This is a genomic window from Dactylosporangium sp. CS-047395, from assembly GCF_050942185.1.
In the GTDB taxonomy this organism is placed as follows: Bacteria; Actinomycetota; Actinomycetes; order Mycobacteriales; family Micromonosporaceae; genus Dactylosporangium.
In genome coordinates, this window is the sequence record NZ_CP192015.1 from 1,658,120 (window position 1) to 1,676,859 (window position 18,740).

The following is an 18,740-nucleotide window of genomic DNA, read 5'->3' on the forward strand; positions in this document are numbered from 1 at the left end:
GCCCATATGACGAACACCGCCGTCGAAGCGGCCAGGCAGCCCCTGACCCCCGCCCCGATCGGGGTGCGGCGCGTCGTGCTGAAGCTCTCCGGTGAGGTGTTCGGAGGCGGCGCCGTCGGCGTCGACCCCAACGTGGTGCGCGGCATGGCGCGCCAGATCGCCACGGTCGTGCGCCGCGGCGTGCAGGTCGCCGTCGTCGTGGGCGGCGGCAACTTCTTCCGCGGCGCCGAGCTCTCCCGGGCCGGGATGGACCGCTCGCGCGCGGACTACATGGGCATGCTCGGCACGGTCATGAACAGCCTCGCGCTGCAGGACTTCGTGGAGAAGGAGGGCATCGAGACGCGCGTGCAGAGCGCGATCACGATGGCCCAGGTCGCCGAGCCCTACATCCCCCGGCGGGCGATCCGCCACCTGGAGAAGGGCCGCGTCGTGATCTTCGGCGCCGGCGCCGGCCTGCCGTACTTCTCCACCGACACCGTCGCCGCCCAGCGCGCGCTGGAGATCCACGCGCACACGGTGCTCATGAGCAAGAACGGCGTCGACGGCGTGTACACCGCCGACCCGCGCACCGATCCGACCGCCCGCAAGCTGGAAAGCCTCACGTTCGCCGAGGCGCTGCTGCAGGGGCTGCGGGTGGTGGACCAGACGGCGTTCAGCCTCTGCCAGGAGAACGCGCTGCCGATGCTCGTCTTCGGCGCGGAGGGGGAGGACAACGTCGCTCGCGCGTTGAGTGGTGAGAGGATCGGGACGCTCATCACCGCCGAACCCGCCCCGGATCGAGGAGGACAGACCCCGTGATCGAAGAGACGCTCTTCGAGGCCGAAGAGAAGATGGAGCGTGCCATCGAGCACGCCAAGGAGGAGTTCGCGGTCATCCGTACCGGCCGCGCCACTCCGGCGATGTTCGGCAAGGTGATGGTCGACTACTACGGCACCCCGACCCCGCTGCCGCAGATGTCCTCGATCGCGATCCCCGAGCCGCGCATGGCGATCATCAAGCCGTACGACGCGTCCCAGATCGGCGCGATGGAGAAGGCGATCCGCGACTCGGACCTGGGCGTGAACCCCAACAACGAGGGCACCCAGATCCGCATCCTCCTGCCGCAGATGACGGAGGAGCGCCGCCGCGACATGATCAAGGTGGCGCGCAACAAGGCCGAGGACTCGCGCGTGGCGATCCGCAACGTGCGCCGCAAGGCCAAGGAGGAGCTCGACCGCATCGTCAAGGACGGCGAGGCCGGCGAGGACGAGGTGCGCCGCGCGGAGAAGGAGCTCGAGGACCTGACGCACAAGTACGTCGCGCAGGTCGACGAGCTGCTCAAGCACAAGGAAGCCGAGCTACTCGAGGTCTGATGGCCCACCTCAAGCGGGCTCAGCAGGGCCCCGACCCGTCGAAGACACGGGCGCGGCAAGAGCATGCCGCGCCCGAGTCCTTTGCAGAAGAGCAAAAAGCAGAAGAGCCGGATTTTGTACCCCCACCGCTCCCACTGCCCACCGCTCCTCCCTCCACGGGTACCCCCGTCCGCCGTAACGTCCAACTGGACCACGGCGACAATGCGGCGTCCCCGAACGGCAGCGCCCCGTCCACCGGCCCCGACCCGAACGACACCGCGCCTCCGAACGGCACCGCCGCGTCCACCGGCACCGACTCGAACGACGTCGCCGCGACGCCCAACGGCACGGCGGCGACTCATGCCACCGAGCCGCCCAACGTCATGCCCAACGTCATGCCCGACGTCATGCCCAACGGCACCGCGACGTCCACCGGCACCGACTCCGGCGAGCTCCGGAGCGCCACAGAAGCCGGGAACGCCACCCCCGAGCCGGAGAAGCGCAAGAGCCGCGCGGGCCGCAACCTGCCCGCCGCCATCGGCGTAGGGGCCGGCCTCGGCGGCCTCGTCGTCGTCTCGCTCTTCGTCTGGAAGACGCTCTTCCTCTTCCTGGTGATCGCCGCCGTCACCATCGGCGTCTGGGAGATGGTCCGCGCCGTCAGCGTCCAGAAGGCCCGCCCGCCGCTGGTGCCGCTGCTGCTCGGCGCCCCGCTCATGGTCTGCCTGGCGTGGTTCGGCGGGGCCGAGCGGCTGCCCCTGGGCCTGGTCGCCACCCTGCTGCTGGTCTTCGTCTGGCGCTTCGCCGACGGCGTCCCGCACTACCAGCGCGACGTCACCGCCGGTGCCCTCATCGCCGTGTACGTCCCGTTCCTCGGCTCCTTCGCCGCCCTCCTCGCCTATCCGGCCCACGACGGAGCCGTGCGGGTCCTGGTGACGATTCTCGCCGTGGTGTTGTCGGACACCGGGGGGTACGCGACGGGTGTCTTTCTCGGCAAGCACCCCATGGCGCCCTCGGTCAGCCCCGCGAAGTCCTGGGAGGGGTTCGCCGGCTCGATCTTCTGGACCGGTGCCGGGAGCGCGGTCGCCCTGCCGCTGCTGCTCGACGACGCGATCTGGTGGCACGGCGCGATCTTCGGCGTCGCGGTGTCGATCGCCTCGGTGCTGGGCGACCTGGGGGAGTCGCTGATCAAGCGGGACCTCGGCGTCAAGGACATGAGCAACCTGCTGCCCGGCCACGGCGGCCTCATGGACCGCCTCGACTCGGTCCTGCTGGCCCTCCCCACCGCCTACGCCGTACTGGCGTTCCTGGTCCCGTGGAGCCGCTGAGCCTCCGCCGGAGCGGATATATACAGTCCCCCTGAGTCGATGAGGACCAGGGAAAACGTCGCCCAGCCGTGCTGGTCAGCGGTCTTACAGATCATGAGGCCGGGCATGGGACACTGGATGAGTCATGACGCAGCTGCCCGTACTGAACCTGTCCTCCACCGCGGCCGGCACCACCCCCGGCGGCCGCCGTGCCTCCCTGCCCCCGCGCCACCTCGCGGATCTCGATCTCGCGGGCCGGCGCGCCGCCGTCACCGAGCTCGGTGAGCCCGGCTTCCGCGCGCAGCAGATCTCCACGCACTACTTCGGCCGCCTGGTGCGCGAGCCGCAGGAGATGACCGACCTGCCCGCGCGGACGCGGGAGGCGATCACCGGCACGCTGCTGCCGAAGCTGCTCTCGCCCGTGAGCGAGCTCGCCACCGACAACGGCACCACCCGCAAGACGCTCTGGCGGCTGCACGACGGCTCGCTCGTGGAGAGCGTGCTGATGGGCTACCCCGACCGCGTGACCGTCTGCATCTCCAGCCAGGCCGGCTGCGGCATGGCCTGCCCGTTCTGCGCCACCGGCCAGGCCGGGCTGACCCGCAACCTGTCCACCGCCGAGATCGTCGACCAGGTCGTGTGGTTCGCCGGGCTGGCCGCGCGCGGTGCGCTGCCCGGCTGCCCGGACCGGCTCTCGCGCGTGGTGTTCATGGGCATGGGCGAGCCGCTGGCCAACTACAACCGGGTCATCGCGGCGGTACGGCGGCTGACCGAGCCCGCGCCGGAGGGCCTCGGGCTCTCCCAGCGGCACATCACCGTGTCGACCGTCGGGCTGGTGCCCGCCATGCGCCGGTTGACGCAGGAGGGGCTGTCGGTGACGCTTGCGCTGTCGCTGCACGCGCCCGATGATGATCTGCGCGACACGCTCGTACCGGTCAACCAACGTTGGAAGGTCGCCGAAGTGCTTGATGCCGCGTTCGAGTATGCGGCTCGCACCGGTCGGCGCGTGTCCATTGAGTACGCAATGATCCGGGATGTGAACGACCATCCGTGGCGGGCGGATCTGCTCGGTCGGCTCTTGTCCGGCCGTCTCGCACATGTCAATCTCATCCCGCTCAATCCGACACCGGGGAGTCAATGGGACGCGAGCCCCAAGCCGGTCGAGCGGGAGTTCGTCCGGCGCCTCCGGGCTGCCGGGGTGCCCACTACGGTGCGTGACACCCGGGGTCGGGAGATTGACGGAGCCTGCGGGCAGCTTGCGGCCTCCGGAGGTGGCAAGGTGGGAGAGCGTGAGGACGGCTTGCTAGCACGGCGAGCGAACGAGGAGACACAGTGAGTCAGGGTCAGCGGTTCCGGCGCCGTGCGATGCGGCGGGGATACAAGGTCGACGAGGTCGACTCGTTCCTCGACCGGGTGGAGGCAACCCTCTCCGGAGACTCCATGGGCGCTCCCGTCAGCGCGCAGGAGGTCCACGACGTGGTCTTCCGCGTCCGCTTCGGCGGCTACGACGAATGGCAGGTCGACCTGCACCTCGACCGCGTGGAGCGGCAGCTGGCCGAGCTGGAGGAGCGCGGCAGCGGAAGCGGCGGCGGCTTCGGCCGGGCCCTGGACTCCCGCAGCGGCGAGCTGCGGATGGCTCCCGAGCGCATGGAGCCGCAGCGCATGCCCGACCGCATGGACCAGCAGCGCATGCCGGACCGGATGGAACCGCAGCGCATGCCCGACCGGGTCGGCATGACGGGCATGACGCCCCCGCCCGACCGGATGGGCCCGCCCCCGGGCGCGGACCGGATGGGGCCGCCGCCCGGCGCCGACCGCATGGGCCCCGGGCCGGACCGCATGGGACCGCCCGGACCCGACCGCATGGGACCGCCCGGCATGGACCGGATGGGCCCGCCGATGGATCGTCAGCCGATGGATCGGCCGGTCGACCGTACGATGGGGATGGACCGCCCGGTCGATCGCACCATGGGCATGGACCGCCCCGTCGACCGGACGATGGGCATGGACCGGCCGGTGGACCGCACGATGGAGCGGCCCGCGCCCCCGCCGCCCGGCGCGCCGCTGCCGACCCGTCCCGGCCAGGCCCCGGCCGGCCCGCCGCCCGGTGGACCCGGTGGCGGACCCGGTTACGGCGGCCGCTACGACGAGCCCACCTACGGCGGCGCCTTCGACGACGACCGCGGCTACGACCAGGGCCCCCGCGCGCCGCGGGCCGACATGACGGCCGAGATCCGCATGGACCGGCCCGAGCCCCCGGCCTACGGCGGCGCTCCCGGGCCGGACCGCGACCCGTACGGCGCCCCGCCCGAGCGCGACCCCTACGGCGCGCCGCCGGACCGCGACCCGTACGGCGGGCCCCAGGGCGACCCGTACGGCGGCCCGCCGCCGGCCCAGCAGCACCAGTCCACCGAGGTGGCCCGCATCGACCAGCTGCGGCGCACGTTCCAGCTGCGCCGGTTCGGCAGCGGCTACGACCGGGCCCAGGTCGACCGGCTCTTCGAGGGCGTCATGGCCTCGCTGACCGGCCGCGGCGGCCCGCTGAACGACGGCGACCTCGACCCGTCGCACTTCAACCTCGTGCCCGGCGGGTACTTCGAGGCCGAGGTCGACGCGGCCCTCAAGGAGGTTCGCGACATCGTCACGCGGCGTCGCTGACCCGAAGCAGAACGTCGAGAGGGCGCGTCCGGCCGGAGCCGGGCGCGCCCTTTCGTTTGTGCACAGTTCGAAACATGACAGCTGCTCGTCATTGTCTGACGATCACGCAGCGTGACGAAAAACCGACAAAGCGCTCAGCCGTGGCGTATCCGCCGTCGGGGTATAAGTCCGATATGTCGTGGCGCGCCAGCGCCCGACATATCGTCCGCCCGAAGGACGGCCGTCAGCGCAGGCCGTTGCGGCGCAGCACCCAGTCGCCGACGATGGCGAGCACCAGCAGGCCGGCGCCGACGATGAGGAAGATGTCCTCGATGCGGCCGTGGTGGTTGCCGATGATCATGGTCAGCAGGATCAGGGCCGACACGGCCGCGCCGATGCGGGCCGCGCGCGGGTGACCCGGCTTGAGCTGGTCTGGTGCGGTCACTGGCTCGTGCTCGGACACGGCTCGTCCTTTCGGGCATGCGACAGGCTTCCGGGAAAGTCTGGCATGCGGCACCGGCCAGGACGGTTGCGGGTCGGTCGGGTAGCGTCGAGCGCGCAATCTGCGGTACCGATCGAGGAGGAAAAGCGGTGCGGATCACCGGGACCGGCCACGCCAGCCTGCGCATCGACACGCCGGCCGGAAGCATTCTGTGCGACCCGTGGGTCAATCCCGCCTACTTCGCCTCGTGGTTCCCGTTCCCGGACAACTCGCTGCTCGACTGGGAGACCCTCGGCGACTGCGACTACCTCTACGTCTCGCACCTGCACCGCGACCACTTCGACGCCGAGCACCTCAAGCGGTTCGTGTCGAAGAAGGCGACCGTCCTGCTGCCCGAGTTTCCGACCAGCGAGATGCGCGACGAGTTCGAGGCGCTGGGCTTCACGCGGTTCCTGGAGACCAAGTCGGAGCAGGTGCACGAGCTCGACGGCGGCCTGAAGATCATGATTCAGGCCCTGACCTCGCCGACCGACGGGCCCATCGGCGACAGCTCGCTGTGGGTGGAGTACGACGGCATCCGGGTCCTGAATCAGAACGACGCCCGTCCCACCGATCTGACGACGTTCAACGCGCTCGGCCACGTGCACGCGCACCTGCTGCAGTTCTCGGGCGCCATCTGGTATCCGATGGTCTACGAACTGCCCGAGGCGGCCAAGCGCGCGTTCGGCAAGCAGAAGCGGGACCGGCAGTTCGACCGGACGTTCCGCTACATCGACGACCTCAAGGCCTCCAACGTCGTGCCGATCGCCGGCCCGCCCTGCTTCCTCGACGACGAGCTGTGGCAGTTCAACGACATCTTCGGCGACGAGGGCAACATCTTCCCGGACCAGTGGGTCTTCCAGCAGGAGTACGCGAAGGCCGGCGGCACCAACTCGACCGTCCTGCTGCCCGGCTCGGTGATGGAGCTCACCGCCGACTCCGCGACCACCACGCACCCGACCGACGTCGCGGACTTCTTCGCGCACAAGCGGGAGCACCTCGAGGAGATGCGCACCCGCAAGCGGCCGATGATCGACGCGGCCAAGGCGACCTGGCGGCACCCCGAGATCGACGTGCTCAAGGGCATGCAGGAGCGCATCGAGCCGCTGCTGGACGAGTCCGTGTACCTCGCGAAGGGCGTCGGCGGCCCGGTGCGCTTCGACCTGGTGGGCTACGACGGCGAGTCGGTCGAGTCGATCGTGGTGGACTTCCCCGGCAAGCAGGTGCGCGCGTACGCCGACGAGAAGGTGCGGTACCGCTTCCGGACCGAGCGCGCGCTGATCGAGCACCTCCTGTTCATCGAGGAGGTTGACTGGGTGAACTCGCTCTTCCTGTCCTGCCGGTTCTCCGCCGCGCGCATCGGGCAGTACAACGAGTTCGTCTACTCGTTCTTCAAGTGCCTCTCGGAGGAGCGGCTGCAGTACGCCGAGGGCTGGTTCGCCGAGCAGAAGCCCGACGCCGAGGACATCAAGCTGGGCGACTGGATCGTGCAGCGGCGGTGCCCGCACCTCAAGGCCGATCTCACCCGCTTCGGCATCGTCGACGGCAAGACCCTGACCTGCCAGCTGCACGGCTGGAAGTTCGACCTGCCCAGCGGGCGCTGCCTGACGAGCGTCGGGCACGAGCTGCGCTCGCGGCCGGCCGGCACCCCGGCGCCCGGTGCGGTCGCCACGGACACCGCCACGGACACGGTCGCCACCGCCCAGGCCGCGGGCGAGTAGAGGTTGCTCGACAAGGTTCGCAAGCTGCTGGCCAAGGCCGAGGACCCGGCCTGCACGCCGCAGGAGGCCGAGGCGCTGACCGCCAAGGCCGCGGCGCTGATCGCGAAGTACGGCATCGACCAGGCCCTGCTCGACGCCCGCGAGGAGCGCCACCAGGCCGTCGGCAACCGGCTGGTCGAGCTGGCCGCGCCGTACCTGCGCGAGAAGGCGTACCTGCTGCACGTCGTGGCGGCCGCGCTGCGGTGCCGGTCGATCCGGCTCGAGCGGCGTACCGCGGACGGCCTGCGCGTCTCGGTGCACCTGTTCGGCTTCGAGTCCGACGTGGCCGGGGTGGAGCTGCTGTTCGCGTCGCTGCTGGTGCAGGCCGCGCGGGGGATGCTGCGCGAGGCGGTCCCGGACGGGCAGCAGGCGGCCGCCTGGCGCCGCTCGTGGCTGATCGGCTTCGGCTCGGCCGTCCAGCAGCGCTTCGCCGCCGCGGCGGCCCAGGCCGAGGAGCCCGCCGCGCCCGGCACCGCGCTGGTGCTGGCCGACCGCGAGCGGGCGGTGGATCTCGCGGTGGAGGCGGAGTACCCGAACGTGCGCGCCGGTCGCCGCCGGCGGCTCAGCGGCGGCGGCTTCGAGGCGGGCAGCGCGGCCGGGCAGCGGGCGGACCTGGGGGCGGTACGCGTCGGCACGACCACGAAGGCCGAGGTCACCGCTCGGTCTTGACCCCCGGCGGGGCCCACCGGTCGGGCACGATCGGGCCGGGCACGCCGACCCGGTAGGCCTCGAGCTGGGCGCCGAAGGCGATGCCGAGGAACAGCACGACGCCGGTCGCGTTCGCCCACAGCAGCAGCGCCATGATCCCGGTCAGCGAGCCGTACGTGGCGCCGAACGCGCCGCTGCCCTGGACGTAGAGGGCCAGCAGGGCGCTGATGCCCCACCACAGGGCCGTGGACAGCGCGGCGCCGAACAGCAGCCAGGAGAAGGCCGGCTGGCGGCGCCGCGGCGCGAACCGGAAGATCGCCGCGACGGCGGTGACGACGAGCAGGACGCTGGCCGGCCAGCGCGCCACCGCCCAGACGGTCGCGAACGGCGCGCCGAACGCCGGGTAGCGCACCCGCAGCGACTCGCCGAGCGCGTCCCCGCCGACCAGCATCAGGAACCCGGCCAGCGCGGGGACGCCGGCCACCGCGGCCAGGATCGCCGCCCGCGCGTACTTCAGCAGCGCCGGCCGGTCCCGCTCGACGCCGTAGATCCGGTTGGCGCCGCGCTCGATCTGGGCCATCGTGGTGGTCAGCGCCAGCATCCCGGTGACCAGCCCGAGCAGCAGCGCGAGCTCGCCCGCCTCCTCGGAGTCGCCCGGCGTGAGCAGGTCGTGCACCACCTGCTCGCTCGCGCCGGGGGTGAGCGCCAGGACGGTGTCGGCCACCACGTCGCCGCCCTCCTCGACGCCGAGCTTGCCGGCCAGCCCGGCCAGCGCGATCAGGAACGGCACGATGGCCAGGCACAGCTGCAGCCCGAGCGCGCGGGAGTGGCTGAAGCCGTCGCCGTACCGGAAGCGCAGGAACGCCTCGCGCACCAGCGTCCAGCCGCCGTGGTGGCGCAGCGCCTGCCACGCGTCGTCGGCGGACAACTCGTCCCGCGACATGCTGCTGGTCTCGGGCACCTGCCTCGTGCTGCTCACGCCGACCGCGTTCCCGATGTGTGCGAATGGAAAACCCGGACGGGAAACCCGGTCGCGCCCGCGCGTGGGAGGGCCGATGATCGGAAGTGCGGGACGGGCGCCTGACGAACGCCGATGAACGTGCCGCCGTGCGGTCCGGCGTCAACGGGCCAGAGGCCGCGGCAGACCCGCCGCGGCGAAGGTGTGGTGGCACCGCGACCGGCCCCATCGCCCACGCCTCCGGGGAGTGTCCCTTTCCAGGAGGTGTCGCATGTCGTACCGCGTGATGTCCGCCGAACTCCACGAGCACATCGGGGAATCCGTCCGGATCGCCGGCTGGGTCCATCGCCGCCGCGTCCTCGCCCGGGTCACGTTCCTGATCGTGCGCGACCGCGCGGGCCTGGCCCAGGTCGTGGTGCCCGCCGGCGTGCCCGTGCCGCCCGAGGAGTCCGTGGTCGAGGTCACGGGCACCGTCGTGGCCAACGAGGTCGCGCCGGGCGGCCACGAGGTCGCGTACGGGGCGCTCGAGGTGCTCAGTGAGGCCGAGGCGCCGCCGGTGGAGCTGTTCCGGCCCGAGCTCGACGCCGGGCTCCCCGCGCTGCTCGACCACGCCGCGGTCAGCCTGCGCCATCCCGGGCGGCGGGCGGTGTTCCGCGCGGGGGCGGCGGCCGTCGGCGCGTTCCGGGCCACCCTCGACGGGCTCGGGTTCACCGAGATCTTCACCCCGAAGATCGTCGGGGGCGCGACCGAGAGCGGCGCGAACGTGTTTCCGCTCGACTACTTCGGCCGCCGCGCCTACCTCGCGCAGTCGCCGCAGTTCTACAAGCAGACGATGGTCGGGGTGTTCGAGCGCGTCTACGAGGTCGGGCCGGTCTTCCGGGCCGAGCCGCACGACACGTCGCGGCATCTCGCGCAGTACACGTCGCTCGACGCCGAGCTCGGGTTCGTGCGCGACCATCGGGACGTGATGGCGGTCCTGACCCGCGTCGTGCGCGCGATGGTCGAGGCGGCCGGGCTCGGTGCGGTACAGATGCCGCCGGAAATTCCGGTCCTGCACTTCACCGAGGCGCTCGAGATCGCCGGGGCCGACCCGCACGAGCCCGACCTCGCGCCCGAGCACGAGCGCGCGCTGGGTGCGTGGGCACTCGAGAAGCACGGATCGGATTTCGTGTACGTCGAGGGCTACCCGATGACCAAGCGCCCGTTCTACACCCACCCGCAGCCGTCCGACCCGCGCTGGTCAAACTCCTTCGACCTGCTGTTCCGGGGCCTGGAGCTGGTCACCGGCGGGCAGCGGCGGCACCGCTACGCCGACTACCTGGCCGTGCTGGGCGACGAGGCGGCGGCGCTGGAGGGCTACCTGGCCGCGTTCAAGCACGGGATGCCGCCGCACGGCGGGTTCGCGATCGGCCTGGAGCGCTTCCTCGCGCGGCTCAGCGGGGCCGGCAACGTGCGGGAGACGACGCTGTTCCCGCGCGATCTGCACCGGCTCACCCCGTAGTAATTCGGTTGTCGGGAACTTAATGATGATCTATAATTAAAACATGCGTACGAACGGGGACGGCATCTGGGATTCACCGCGGTAACTCACGGGGGCACGCGCTGCGTGCTGCGTATCGGCCCAGCTCAAGCCGCTGTGGAGGATGTCCGGCGGGAGCAGTCGAGGCCATGAGGGAAAGCGGCCGGCGGGGGGAAACTGCCGGCCGCTTTCCGCTGGAGATCCACAAAGGACGGACAATTCCGGTGTCCTGATCGTGAACGTTTGTCGCGGGCCTGATGGAGCCACCGTGCAGGCTCCGGCCGCGCCCGCGCGGGGCCTGACACAATGGGGGCGTGACCCCCCGCGAGATCGTGCTGCTCGGCTCCACCGGCTCCATCGGGACACAGGCCATCGACATCGTGCGGCGCAACCCGGACCGGTTCCGGGTGGTGGCGCTCGGCGCCGGCGGCGGCAACGTCGCCCTGCTCGCCGCCCAGGCGCTCGAGCTCGGCGTCGAGGCCGTCGGGGTGGCCCGGGCCAGCGTCGCCCAGGACCTGCAGCTCGCCTTCTACGCCGAGGCGCAGCGCCGCGGCTGGGCCACCGGCGACTTCAAGCTGCCGAAGATCCTCGCCGGGCCCGACGCGATGACCGAGCTCGCCCAGTGGCCCTGCGACACCGTGCTCAACGGCGTCGTCGGCTCCCTCGGGCTCGCGCCCACCCTGGCCGCCCTGCGCGCCGGGCGCATCCTCGCCCTGGCCAACAAGGAGTCGCTGGTCGCCGGCGGCCCCCTGGTGCGCGCCGTCGCCAAGCCCGGCCAGATCGTGCCGGTCGACTCCGAGCACTCCGCGCTCGCCCAGTGCCTGCGCGGGGGCGCCCGCGGCGAGGTGCGCCGGCTGGTGCTGACCGCCTCCGGCGGCGCCTTCCGCGGCCGCACCCGCGACCAGCTGCGCGACGTGACCGTGGCCGACGCGCTGGCCCACCCGACCTGGAACATGGGCCCGGTCGTCACGATCAACACCGCCACCCTGGTGAACAAGGGGCTGGAGGTGATCGAGGCGCACGAGTTGTTCGCCGTGCCCTACGCCGACATCAGCGTCATGGTCCACCCGCAGTCCGTGATCCACTCCATGGTCGAGTTCGACGACGGCTCCACCCTCGCCCAGTGCAGCCCGCCCGACATGCGCATCCCCATCGCCCTCGCGCTCGGCTGGCCCGACCGGGTCGCCGACGCCGCGCCCGCGGTTGACTGGAGCAAGTCGCACACCTGGGAGCTCGCGCCGCTGGACGAGGAGGCGTTCCCGGCAGTTTCCCTGGCCAAGGCGGCCGGGGAGGCCGGCCGGTGCCGCCCGGCGATCTTCAACGCCGCCAACGAGGAGTGTGTGGCCGCGTTCACAGCCGGTGATCTGCCTTTCCTGGGCATCGTCGAGACGCTCGAACGGACCCTGGCCGAGGCACCGGATTTCGCGGAACCAGGTACCGTCGATGACGTGCTCGCCGCCGAGAACTGGGCGCGGGCCCACGCCCGTGCGCTCATCGCCGCGGGTGCCGACCGGAGAGGGGCCGAATGACCTTCGTGCTGGGGATCGTCCTGTTCGCGCTGGGCATCCTGATCGCCGTGGCGATCCACGAGGCCGGACACTTCTGGTCCGCCCGCTGGTTCGGCATGAAGGCGACCCGCTACTTCATCGGTTTCGGCCCGACGATCTTCGCGTTCAAGCGCAACGGCGTGGAGTACGGGCTCAAGGCGCTGCCCTTCGGCGCGTTCGTCAAGATCGTCGGGATGACGCCGCAGGAAGAGGACATCGACCCGGAGACGGGCAAGTCCGGGGCCGACGACCCGAAGGCCATGTGGCGATTCCCCGTGTGGAAGCGCACGATCGTGATGGCCGCGGGCTCGATCACGCACTTCGCGCTGGCCCTGATCACGCTGTGGATCCTGTTCTCCTTCGTCGGCGTCCCGGACGTGGCCAAGGCCAACGCGGTCCCGGTGCGCGTCGGCACGACCAGCCCGTGCGTGAGCCCGACGTACCAGTACGACCCCACGACGAAGACCCAGAAGACCTGCGACCCGGCCACCGACCCGCAGAGCCCGGCCGCCCAGCTCGGCCTGCAGCCCGGCGACATCATCCTGGCCATCGACGGGCACGCGATCGGCGGCAACCAGGCGCTGCGCGACGAGCTCAAGAACGACGTGGGCAAGACGGTGACGGTGCAGTACAAGCGAGGGGAAGAGACCCTCAGCGGGACTGCCAAGATCCCTGAGGCCCAGCGGGTCAAGTCGTCGGTGACCAAGACGGCGGACCAGATCACCGCGGACGACCTCGAGCGCGGGGGCATGCTCGGCATCACCGTCGACATCCGCAGCAGCGACCTGCCGGTCCTGCGCTACGGCGCCCTCGACGGCGCCGGCCAGACCGCCTCGGCCACGGCCACGCTCGTCGAGCGCACGTTCGAGTCGTTCAAGGCCATCCCGCAGCGCATCCCGAACCTGTGGAACGCGATCTTCGGGGCCGAGCGCGACCCCGACACCCCGGTCAGCGTCGTCGGCGCCAGCCGGATCGGCGGCGAGCTGTTCGAGCTCGGCGACTGGGCCTCGCTGCTGTCGCTGTTCGCCACCCTGAACCTGTTCTTCGGCATCTTCAACCTGTTCCCGCTGCTGCCTATGGACGGCGGGCACATCGCGATCGCCTGGTTCGAGCGGGTCCGCTCCTGGATCGCCGCCCGGATGGGCCGGCCCGACCCGGGCCGCGTCGACTACTACAAGCTCGCGCCGCTCACGCTCGCCATGATCGGTGTCCTCGGGGTCTTCGTCCTGCTGACGGTGACCGCCGACTTCGTCAACCCGATCACGCTGAAGTAAGGGCCTTCACATGACCGCTGTCAGCCTCGGCCTGCCCGCCGTGCCGCCGCCTCCGCTGGCGCCCCGGCGCAAGTCCCGTCAGATCATGGTCGGCTCTGTCCCCGTCGGCGGCGGCGCGCCGGTGTCGGTGCAGTCCATGTGCACCACCCTCACCGCGGACGTCAACTCCACCCTGCAGCAGATCGCCGAGCTGACCGCGTCCGGCTGCCAGATCGTCCGGGTCGCCGTGCCCAGCCAGGACGACGTCGAGGCGCTGCCCGCGATCGCCAAGAAGTCGCAGATCCCGGTCATCGCGGACATCCACTTCCAGCCGAAGTACGTGTTCGCCGCGATCGACGCCGGCTGCGCCGCGGTCCGCGTCAACCCGGGCAACATCCGCCAGTTCGACGACAAGGTCAAGGAGATCGCCAAGGCGGCCTCCGACGCCGGCATCCCGATCCGCATCGGCGTCAACGCGGGATCCCTGGACAAGCGGCTGCTGGAGAAGTACGGCAAGGCGACCGCCGAGGCGCTGGTCGAGTCCGCGCTGTGGGAGTGCTCGCTGTTCGAGGAGCACGGCTTCCGCGACATCAAGATCTCGGTCAAGCACAACGACCCGGTCGTCATGATTCGCGCGTACCGGCAGCTGGCCGAGCAGTGCGAGTACCCCCTGCACCTCGGCGTGACCGAGGCCGGCCCGGCGTTCCAGGGCACGATCAAGTCCTCCGTGGCGTTCGGCGCGCTGCTCGCCGAGGGCATCGGCGACACGATCCGGGTCTCGCTGTCCGCGCCGCCGGTCGAGGAGATCAAGGTCGGCCAGGCCATCCTCGAGTCCCTCGGGCTGCGCGAGCGCGGCCTGGAGATCGTCTCGTGCCCCTCGTGCGGCCGGGCCCAGGTGGACGTTTACACGCTCGCCGACCAGGTCAGCGCCGCGCTGGACGGGTTCCCGGCGCCGCTGCGGGTGGCGGTCATGGGCTGCGTCGTCAACGGCCCCGGCGAGGCCCGCGAGGCCGACCTGGGCGTCGCCTCCGGCAACGGCAAGGGCCAGATCTTCGTCAAGGGCCAGGTCATCAAGACGGTGCCCGAGTCGCAGATCGTGGAGACCCTGGTGGAAGAGGCGCTGCGGCTGGCCGAGGCGCAGGGCGTGGAGCTCCCGGAGGAGCTGCGCGGCCTCGTCGGGCCGACCGTGACCGTGCACTGACGCCCGGTTCGCTCGGCTTCACCATGGCGAGGGGTTCGTGCAGCCATATTCGGCGAGATCTGGCAGGCTGGTAGACATGCTGACGGTGGCTGCGCGCCTGCTCGGAGACGCCGAGCGGGGATCGGTCGAACGCCTGCTCGACCGGGACCCGTTCGCGGGCGCCCAGGTCGCCGAGCGGGTCTCCATGGCCGGACTGGCCTGGTGGCGGCAGGACGCGCGGATCTTCGGCTACGGCTCCCGGCGCAACCTGGAGTCGCTGTGCTGGGTCGGGGCCAACCTGATCCCCGTGCACGCCTCGTCCGCCGCCGTGGCCGCCTTCGCCGAGATGGTCGCCGGCGAGCCCCGCGGCTGCTCGTCCATCGTCGGCGCGTCCGACGCGGTCCTCGGGCTGTGGTCGCATCTCGCGCCGAGCTGGGGCCCGTCCCGCGACGTGCGGCCCAACCAGCCGCTCATGGCCATCTCCAACCCCTCGCCGATCGCCCCCGACCCGAACGTGCGCCTCGTGCGCCCGGACGAGATCGACCTGCTCTTCCCGGCCGCCGTGGCCATGTACACCGAGGAGGTCGGCGTCTCGCCGACCGCCGACGGCGGCGAGCGCTCCTACCGCGAGCGCATCGGCGAGCTCGTCCGGGCCCGCCGGGCGTACGCGCGCTTCCACCACGGCAAGGTCGTCTTCAAGGCCGAGCTGGCCGTGGTGACCCGGCACACCGCCCAGATCCAGGGCGTCTGGACCGACCCCGAGCTGCGCGGGCACGGCCTGGCCACGGCCGGCATCGCCGCCGTCGTCCGGGATGCGTTGCGCCGCGTCGCGCCATCGGTCAGCCTGTATGTGAACGACTACAACCTGCCGGCCCGCCGGGTGTACGAACGGTGTGGTTTCCAGCAGGTCGGGACGTTCGCGACGGTACTGTTCTGATATCGGATCCGTCCCTTTTCGGGTGCAGCTAGGAGCGGTCGCATGGGTCAGCTGATCCGGCAGATCGGGCCGAACACGACGCGCTACTACTGGTACCCCGGCGACAAGAAAGAGTGGCTGCGCGCCCTCCTCGCCGTGGGCGCGGGCGGGGCGGTGCTCGGGCTGACGTACTTCCTGACCCGCAGCTGGCTCGCCGCCACCACGCTGGGCATCACCGTCGCCTCCGGGGTCGCCGGCTTCAACTTCGGCCGCCGCGACCTCGCCGCCGCCGAGGCCCTCAACGCGCGGACGCCCCGCCGCGACGCCGCCTCGGCCGTGGGGCGTGCCTCGTGGCGGGGGTTCGCGCAGGGGGCCGTGGTCGGGTTCGGCACGCTGATCGTCGTGCACCTGCCGGCCACCGGGTTCGTGGCCGACTGGCTGCTGCCGCTGGCGCCCGGGGTCGTCTTCGGGCTGGCCTGGCAGGCCTCGCTGGTGGCGGGGCGGCTCTCGCACGAGTCGACCAAGGCCACCGAGTTCGTCGGCCCGGAGGCTACCCGGCGCCTCGACCCGGACGCTGTGCGCAGCGCCGACCCGGACGCTGTTGGCGGCGCCGACCCGGACGAGACGCGTGGCGTCGATGCGGACCGGACGCGTCGGGTCGGTGCGGACCGGACCCGGCGGGTCGATCCGGACGAGACGCTGTCACACGCGGGCCCCCTCGCGGAGGCCGCAGAGGACGTCCGCCGTTCGTGAGCCCGGCGCGGCGGTGTAGAACACGACCCGCTGCCCGCTGTCGTCGGCGTGCAGGACCTGGCATTCGAGGTGCAGCTCGCCGAACTCGGGGTGGGTGAGCACCTTGACCGTCGTACGCCGCACGCAGACCCGGTGCTGGTTCCACCGCCGCGTGAACTCGGCACTCCCGGCGTGCAGCCGCGCGATCAGGCTCCGGATCCCCTCGTCGTCCGGGTACCGCGCGGACGCGGCCCGCAGATCGGCCACCGACTCCTGCGCGAACGTCTGCGCCTCGCCGGGCGAGTCGGCGTTGATCGCCATCGGCCCGCAGAACGCGTTCCAGATCATGTTCCGCTCGGCCGGCGGCTCACCCATGAGCCGCACGGCCATCCGGTTCCAGGCCAGGATGTCGTACTTCGCATCGATCACGAACGCCGGCGTGTCATCGAGCCGCTCGAGCAGGTGCCGGATCCCGGCCGGCACCACCTGACTGGGCCCGGCCGGCGGCCCGGGTTGCTCGCCGGCCAGCTGGAACAGGTAGGCCCGCTCGTCCTCGAACAGCCGCAGCGCGCGCCCGAGCGCTCCCAGCACCTGCCGCGAGGGCCGCGGCCCCCGCGCCTGTTCGAGCCGCGCGTAGTAGTCCACGGATATCCCGGCCAGCCGCGCCACCTCCTCCCGCCGCAGCCCGGGCGTCCGCCGGCGGGTGCCGTCGGGCAACCCGGCGTCGGCGGGCCGCACCCGGGCCCGGCGGTCTTTGAGGAACTCGGCCAGCTGTACCCGGTTCATGCCCCTCATCCTGCGCGCCCGCGCCCCGCCGAACCAGGGATCGCCGGTCCGTGGTTCAAGGCGCCTCTCCCGCCGCGCGGTCGCGGCGGCCACGGTGGAGCGCATGACGACCAAGACCGCCCTCGTCACGGGGGCCAACAAGGGCATCGGCCTGGAGATCGCCCGGCAGCTGCGCGCGCTCGGGCTGCACGTGCTGGTCGGGGCCCGCGACCCGCTGCGGGGCAAGGAGGCGGCCACGGCCATCGGCGCCGAGTTCCTGCAGCTGGACGTGACCGACCCGGACTCCATCGCCGCCGCGGCCGGGCAGGTCGAGGTGCTCGACGTGCTGGTCAACAACGCGGGCATCCTGCTGGAACGGGGCGCGCTCCCGAGCGCCACCCCGGTGGCCATGCTGCGCGAGACGTTCGAGGTCAACGTCCTGGGCGTCGTGGCCGTGACCAACGCCTTCCTGCCGGCGCTGCGTCGCGCCCCGTCCGCGCGCATCGTGAACCTGGGCAGTGGCCTGGGCTCGCTGGCCTTCACCGCGGACCCGTCCCACGTGTACGCGCAGAATCCGCTGCTCGCCTACAACTCCTCGAAGACAGCCCTGGCCGCGGTGACGCTGTCCTACGCCAACGAGCTGCGGTCGACGCCGATCAAGGTGAACCTGGCCGACCCCGGGTACTGCGCGACCGACCTGAACTTCCACTCCGGCCCCCGCACGCCCACCCAGGGCGCCACGGCCGCGGTCCGCCTCGCGACGCTGCCCGACGACGGGCCGACGGGCGCCTTCCACGACGAGGACGGCGTCGTGCCCTGGTAGCGCGCGGGCCTACAGATAGCCGCGGGCGTGGCGGAGCCAGGCCGCGGCGGCCGGGCTGGTCGGGCCGTTGCCGCGCCAGGCCAGCCCGAGGCGCCCGCGCAGTTCCGGTTCGACGATGCGCAGCGGGTGCAGGGTGTCGCGGTGGCGGGCGATCGACTCGGGCAGGACGGCGATGCCCAGGCGGCGGGCGGCCAGCTGTTCGATGACCGCGGGGGAGCCGGCCTCGAACGCGACCCGCGGGGCGAAGCCCGCCTTGGCGCACGCGGCGTCCAGGATCGCGCGGATGCCGCCGCCGCGCGGGAGGCAGATCAGCGCGCGGTCGCGCAGGTCGCTCAGCGTCACCGTGTCGCGGGTGGCCAGGTCGTGGCCGGGCCACACCGCGGCGTCGATGGCCTCGTCGGTGACCACGTGGACGTCCAGTCCGTCGGGGACGTTGGAGTAGGCGACGATCGCGGCGTCCAGGCGGCCGTCCAGCACGGCGTCCACCAGGTGGTCGGAAGCGTCCTCGACGAGGGTGATCTCGACGTCGGGCCAGCGGGTGTTGAAGTCGGCGAGGATGGCGGCCAGGTCGACGGTGTGCGAGGTGACGGTACCGACGGCCACGCGACCGCGCATTAGGCCCGCCAGTTCGTCGACGGCCTGGCGCGCGCCGGACACCGCCGCCAGGGCGGCGCGGGCGTGGGGGAGCACCGCCTCGCCGGCCGCAGTCAGCCGGACCGAGCGCGTCGTGCGGTCGAGCAGGGGCAGGCCCAGCTCGCGCTCCAGCTTGCGGATCTGGGCGCTCACGCCGGGCTGGGCGACCCGCAGGCGCGCGGCCGCGCGGGTAAAGCTGCGCTCCTCGGCCACGGCCAGGAAGTACTCCAGCTGGTGCAGTTCCATAAGCGGT

18 protein-coding genes are annotated in these 18,740 nt (G+C 71.9%); 14 read left to right on the top strand and 4 right to left on the bottom strand.

The window, feature by feature from the left end; all coding sequences use genetic code 11:
• Nucleotides 1-6 precede the first annotated feature (6 nt).
• The 5 genes from pyrH (at nucleotide 7) to ACQP00_RS07665 (ending at nucleotide 5,293) form a co-directional block, all read left to right on the top strand.
• On the top strand, nucleotides 7-798 hold the full coding sequence (pyrH, locus tag ACQP00_RS07645) for a UMP kinase (RefSeq protein WP_433216349.1): 792 nt from the start codon (nucleotides 7-9) through the stop codon (nucleotides 796-798).
• Nucleotides 795-1,352: a ribosome recycling factor gene (gene frr / locus ACQP00_RS07650; RefSeq protein WP_433216352.1), complete on the top strand. Its 558-nt coding sequence runs from the start codon at nucleotides 795-797 to the stop codon at nucleotides 1,350-1,352. Before pyrH ends, frr begins: the two co-directional genes overlap by 4 nt.
• Nucleotides 1,352-2,656: a phosphatidate cytidylyltransferase gene (locus ACQP00_RS07655; protein WP_433216355.1), complete on the top strand. Its 1,305-nt coding sequence runs from the start codon at nucleotides 1,352-1,354 to the stop codon at nucleotides 2,654-2,656. Before frr ends, ACQP00_RS07655 begins: the two co-directional genes overlap by 1 nt.
• A 124-nt stretch (nucleotides 2,657-2,780) precedes the next feature.
• A complete protein-coding gene (gene rlmN / locus ACQP00_RS07660) occupies nucleotides 2,781-3,971 on the top strand; it encodes a 23S rRNA (adenine(2503)-C(2))-methyltransferase RlmN (RefSeq protein ID WP_433216358.1) in 1,191 nt (396 codons plus the stop codon).
• Nucleotides 3,968-5,293, top strand: a complete 1,326-nt coding sequence (locus tag ACQP00_RS07665; RefSeq protein ID WP_433216361.1) for a DivIVA domain-containing protein — start codon at nucleotides 3,968-3,970, stop codon at nucleotides 5,291-5,293. Before rlmN ends, ACQP00_RS07665 begins: the two co-directional genes overlap by 4 nt.
• A gap of 223 nt (nucleotides 5,294-5,516) precedes the next feature.
• Here the strand turns inward: ACQP00_RS07665 and ACQP00_RS07670 are convergent, their stop codons facing one another.
• The gene (locus tag ACQP00_RS07670) at nucleotides 5,517-5,735 is read right to left on the bottom strand and encodes a DUF2631 domain-containing protein (RefSeq protein WP_433216364.1); all 219 of its coding nucleotides are present in this window, start codon (nucleotides 5,733-5,735) and stop codon (nucleotides 5,517-5,519) included.
• A gap of 134 nt (nucleotides 5,736-5,869) precedes the next feature.
• Here ACQP00_RS07670 and ACQP00_RS07675 point away from each other — a divergent pair, with 134 nt between their 5' ends.
• Together ACQP00_RS07675 and ACQP00_RS07680 are read left to right on the top strand one after the other, a co-directional pair.
• Entirely contained in the window at nucleotides 5,870-7,474 is a 1,605-nt protein-coding gene (locus ACQP00_RS07675) for a Rieske 2Fe-2S domain-containing protein (RefSeq protein WP_433223754.1), read from the top strand.
• A 3-nt stretch (nucleotides 7,475-7,477) separates the two neighbouring features.
• Entirely contained in the window at nucleotides 7,478-8,182 is a 705-nt protein-coding gene (locus tag ACQP00_RS07680; protein ID WP_433216367.1) for a DUF2786 domain-containing protein, read from the top strand.
• Here the strand turns inward: ACQP00_RS07680 and ACQP00_RS07685 are convergent.
• Entirely contained in the window at nucleotides 8,166-9,140 is a 975-nt protein-coding gene (locus tag ACQP00_RS07685; protein ID WP_433216370.1) for a YihY/virulence factor BrkB family protein, read from the bottom strand. The two genes, ACQP00_RS07680 and ACQP00_RS07685, sit on opposite strands and share 17 nt — an antisense overlap.
• Nucleotides 9,141-9,390: 250 nt before the next feature.
• Between ACQP00_RS07685 and aspS the strand changes: the two genes are divergently transcribed.
• From aspS to ACQP00_RS07715, 6 genes are all read left to right on the top strand, one after another.
• Nucleotides 9,391-10,620 carry an aspartate--tRNA(Asn) ligase gene (gene aspS, locus ACQP00_RS07690; protein WP_433216373.1) on the top strand — a complete coding sequence of 410 codons (1,230 nt, stop codon included), beginning with the start codon at nucleotides 9,391-9,393 and terminating at the stop codon, nucleotides 10,618-10,620.
• Between the two features lie 350 nt (nucleotides 10,621-10,970).
• Nucleotides 10,971-12,167 carry a 1-deoxy-D-xylulose-5-phosphate reductoisomerase gene (dxr, locus tag ACQP00_RS07695; RefSeq protein ID WP_433223756.1) on the top strand — a complete coding sequence of 399 codons (1,197 nt, stop codon included), beginning with the start codon at nucleotides 10,971-10,973 and terminating at the stop codon, nucleotides 12,165-12,167.
• Complete coding sequence (locus ACQP00_RS07700) at nucleotides 12,164-13,459, top strand: M50 family metallopeptidase (RefSeq protein WP_433216376.1); 1,296 nt, start codon at nucleotides 12,164-12,166, stop codon at nucleotides 13,457-13,459. Before dxr ends, ACQP00_RS07700 begins: the two co-directional genes overlap by 4 nt.
• A gap of 10 nt (nucleotides 13,460-13,469) precedes the next feature.
• Complete coding sequence (ispG, locus tag ACQP00_RS07705) at nucleotides 13,470-14,639, top strand: flavodoxin-dependent (E)-4-hydroxy-3-methylbut-2-enyl-diphosphate synthase (RefSeq protein ID WP_433216379.1); 1,170 nt, start codon at nucleotides 13,470-13,472, stop codon at nucleotides 14,637-14,639.
• Between the two features lie 76 nt (nucleotides 14,640-14,715).
• Entirely contained in the window at nucleotides 14,716-15,555 is an 840-nt protein-coding gene (locus tag ACQP00_RS07710) for a GNAT family N-acetyltransferase (RefSeq protein WP_433216382.1), read from the top strand.
• A gap of 42 nt (nucleotides 15,556-15,597) precedes the next feature.
• Complete coding sequence (locus ACQP00_RS07715; protein WP_433216385.1) at nucleotides 15,598-16,287, top strand: hypothetical protein; 690 nt, start codon at nucleotides 15,598-15,600, stop codon at nucleotides 16,285-16,287.
• Here the strand turns inward: ACQP00_RS07715 and ACQP00_RS07720 are convergent.
• Nucleotides 16,237-17,052 (bottom strand): helix-turn-helix transcriptional regulator, encoded by an 816-nt coding sequence (locus ACQP00_RS07720; protein WP_433216388.1) that lies wholly within the window; start codon nucleotides 17,050-17,052, stop codon nucleotides 16,237-16,239. The genes ACQP00_RS07715 and ACQP00_RS07720 overlap by 51 nt on opposite strands.
• A 103-nt stretch (nucleotides 17,053-17,155) precedes the next feature.
• On the opposite strand from ACQP00_RS07720, the gene ACQP00_RS07725 reads away from it, so the two are divergent.
• Nucleotides 17,156-17,854 carry an SDR family oxidoreductase gene (locus tag ACQP00_RS07725; RefSeq protein ID WP_433216391.1) on the top strand — a complete coding sequence of 233 codons (699 nt, stop codon included), beginning with the start codon at nucleotides 17,156-17,158 and terminating at the stop codon, nucleotides 17,852-17,854.
• 9 nt (nucleotides 17,855-17,863) lie between these two features.
• On the opposite strand, the gene ACQP00_RS07730 is transcribed toward ACQP00_RS07725, so the two are convergent.
• Nucleotides 17,864-18,733: a LysR family transcriptional regulator gene (locus ACQP00_RS07730; protein ID WP_433216394.1), complete on the bottom strand. Its 870-nt coding sequence runs from the start codon at nucleotides 18,731-18,733 to the stop codon at nucleotides 17,864-17,866.
• Nucleotides 18,734-18,740: the final 7 nt, after the last annotated feature.

What these genes read in the sequence shown, in the direction of transcription:
- ispG (WP_433216379.1), top strand. Translation starts at nt 13,470, where the DNA reads ATGACCGCTGTCAGCCTCGGCCTGCCCGCCGTGCCGCCGCCTCCGCTG.
- ACQP00_RS07710 (WP_433216382.1), top strand. Translation starts at nt 14,716, where the DNA reads ATGCTGACGGTGGCTGCGCGCCTGCTCGGAGACGCCGAGCGGGGATCG.
- ACQP00_RS07700 (WP_433216376.1), top strand. Translation starts at nt 12,164, where the DNA reads ATGACCTTCGTGCTGGGGATCGTCCTGTTCGCGCTGGGCATCCTGATC.
- pyrH (WP_433216349.1), top strand. Translation starts at nt 7, where the DNA reads ATGACGAACACCGCCGTCGAAGCGGCCAGGCAGCCCCTGACCCCCGCC.
- rlmN (WP_433216358.1), top strand. Translation starts at nt 2,781, where the DNA reads ATGACGCAGCTGCCCGTACTGAACCTGTCCTCCACCGCGGCCGGCACC.
- aspS (WP_433216373.1), top strand. Translation starts at nt 9,391, where the DNA reads ATGTCGTACCGCGTGATGTCCGCCGAACTCCACGAGCACATCGGGGAA.
- ACQP00_RS07720 (WP_433216388.1), bottom strand. Translation starts at nt 17,052, where the DNA reads ATGAACCGGGTACAGCTGGCCGAGTTCCTCAAAGACCGCCGGGCCCGG.
- ACQP00_RS07655 (WP_433216355.1), top strand. Translation starts at nt 1,352, where the DNA reads ATGGCCCACCTCAAGCGGGCTCAGCAGGGCCCCGACCCGTCGAAGACA.
- ACQP00_RS07725 (WP_433216391.1), top strand. Translation starts at nt 17,156, where the DNA reads ATGACGACCAAGACCGCCCTCGTCACGGGGGCCAACAAGGGCATCGGC.
- ACQP00_RS07730 (WP_433216394.1), bottom strand. Translation starts at nt 18,733, where the DNA reads ATGGAACTGCACCAGCTGGAGTACTTCCTGGCCGTGGCCGAGGAGCGC.
- ACQP00_RS07715 (WP_433216385.1), top strand. Translation starts at nt 15,598, where the DNA reads ATGGGTCAGCTGATCCGGCAGATCGGGCCGAACACGACGCGCTACTAC.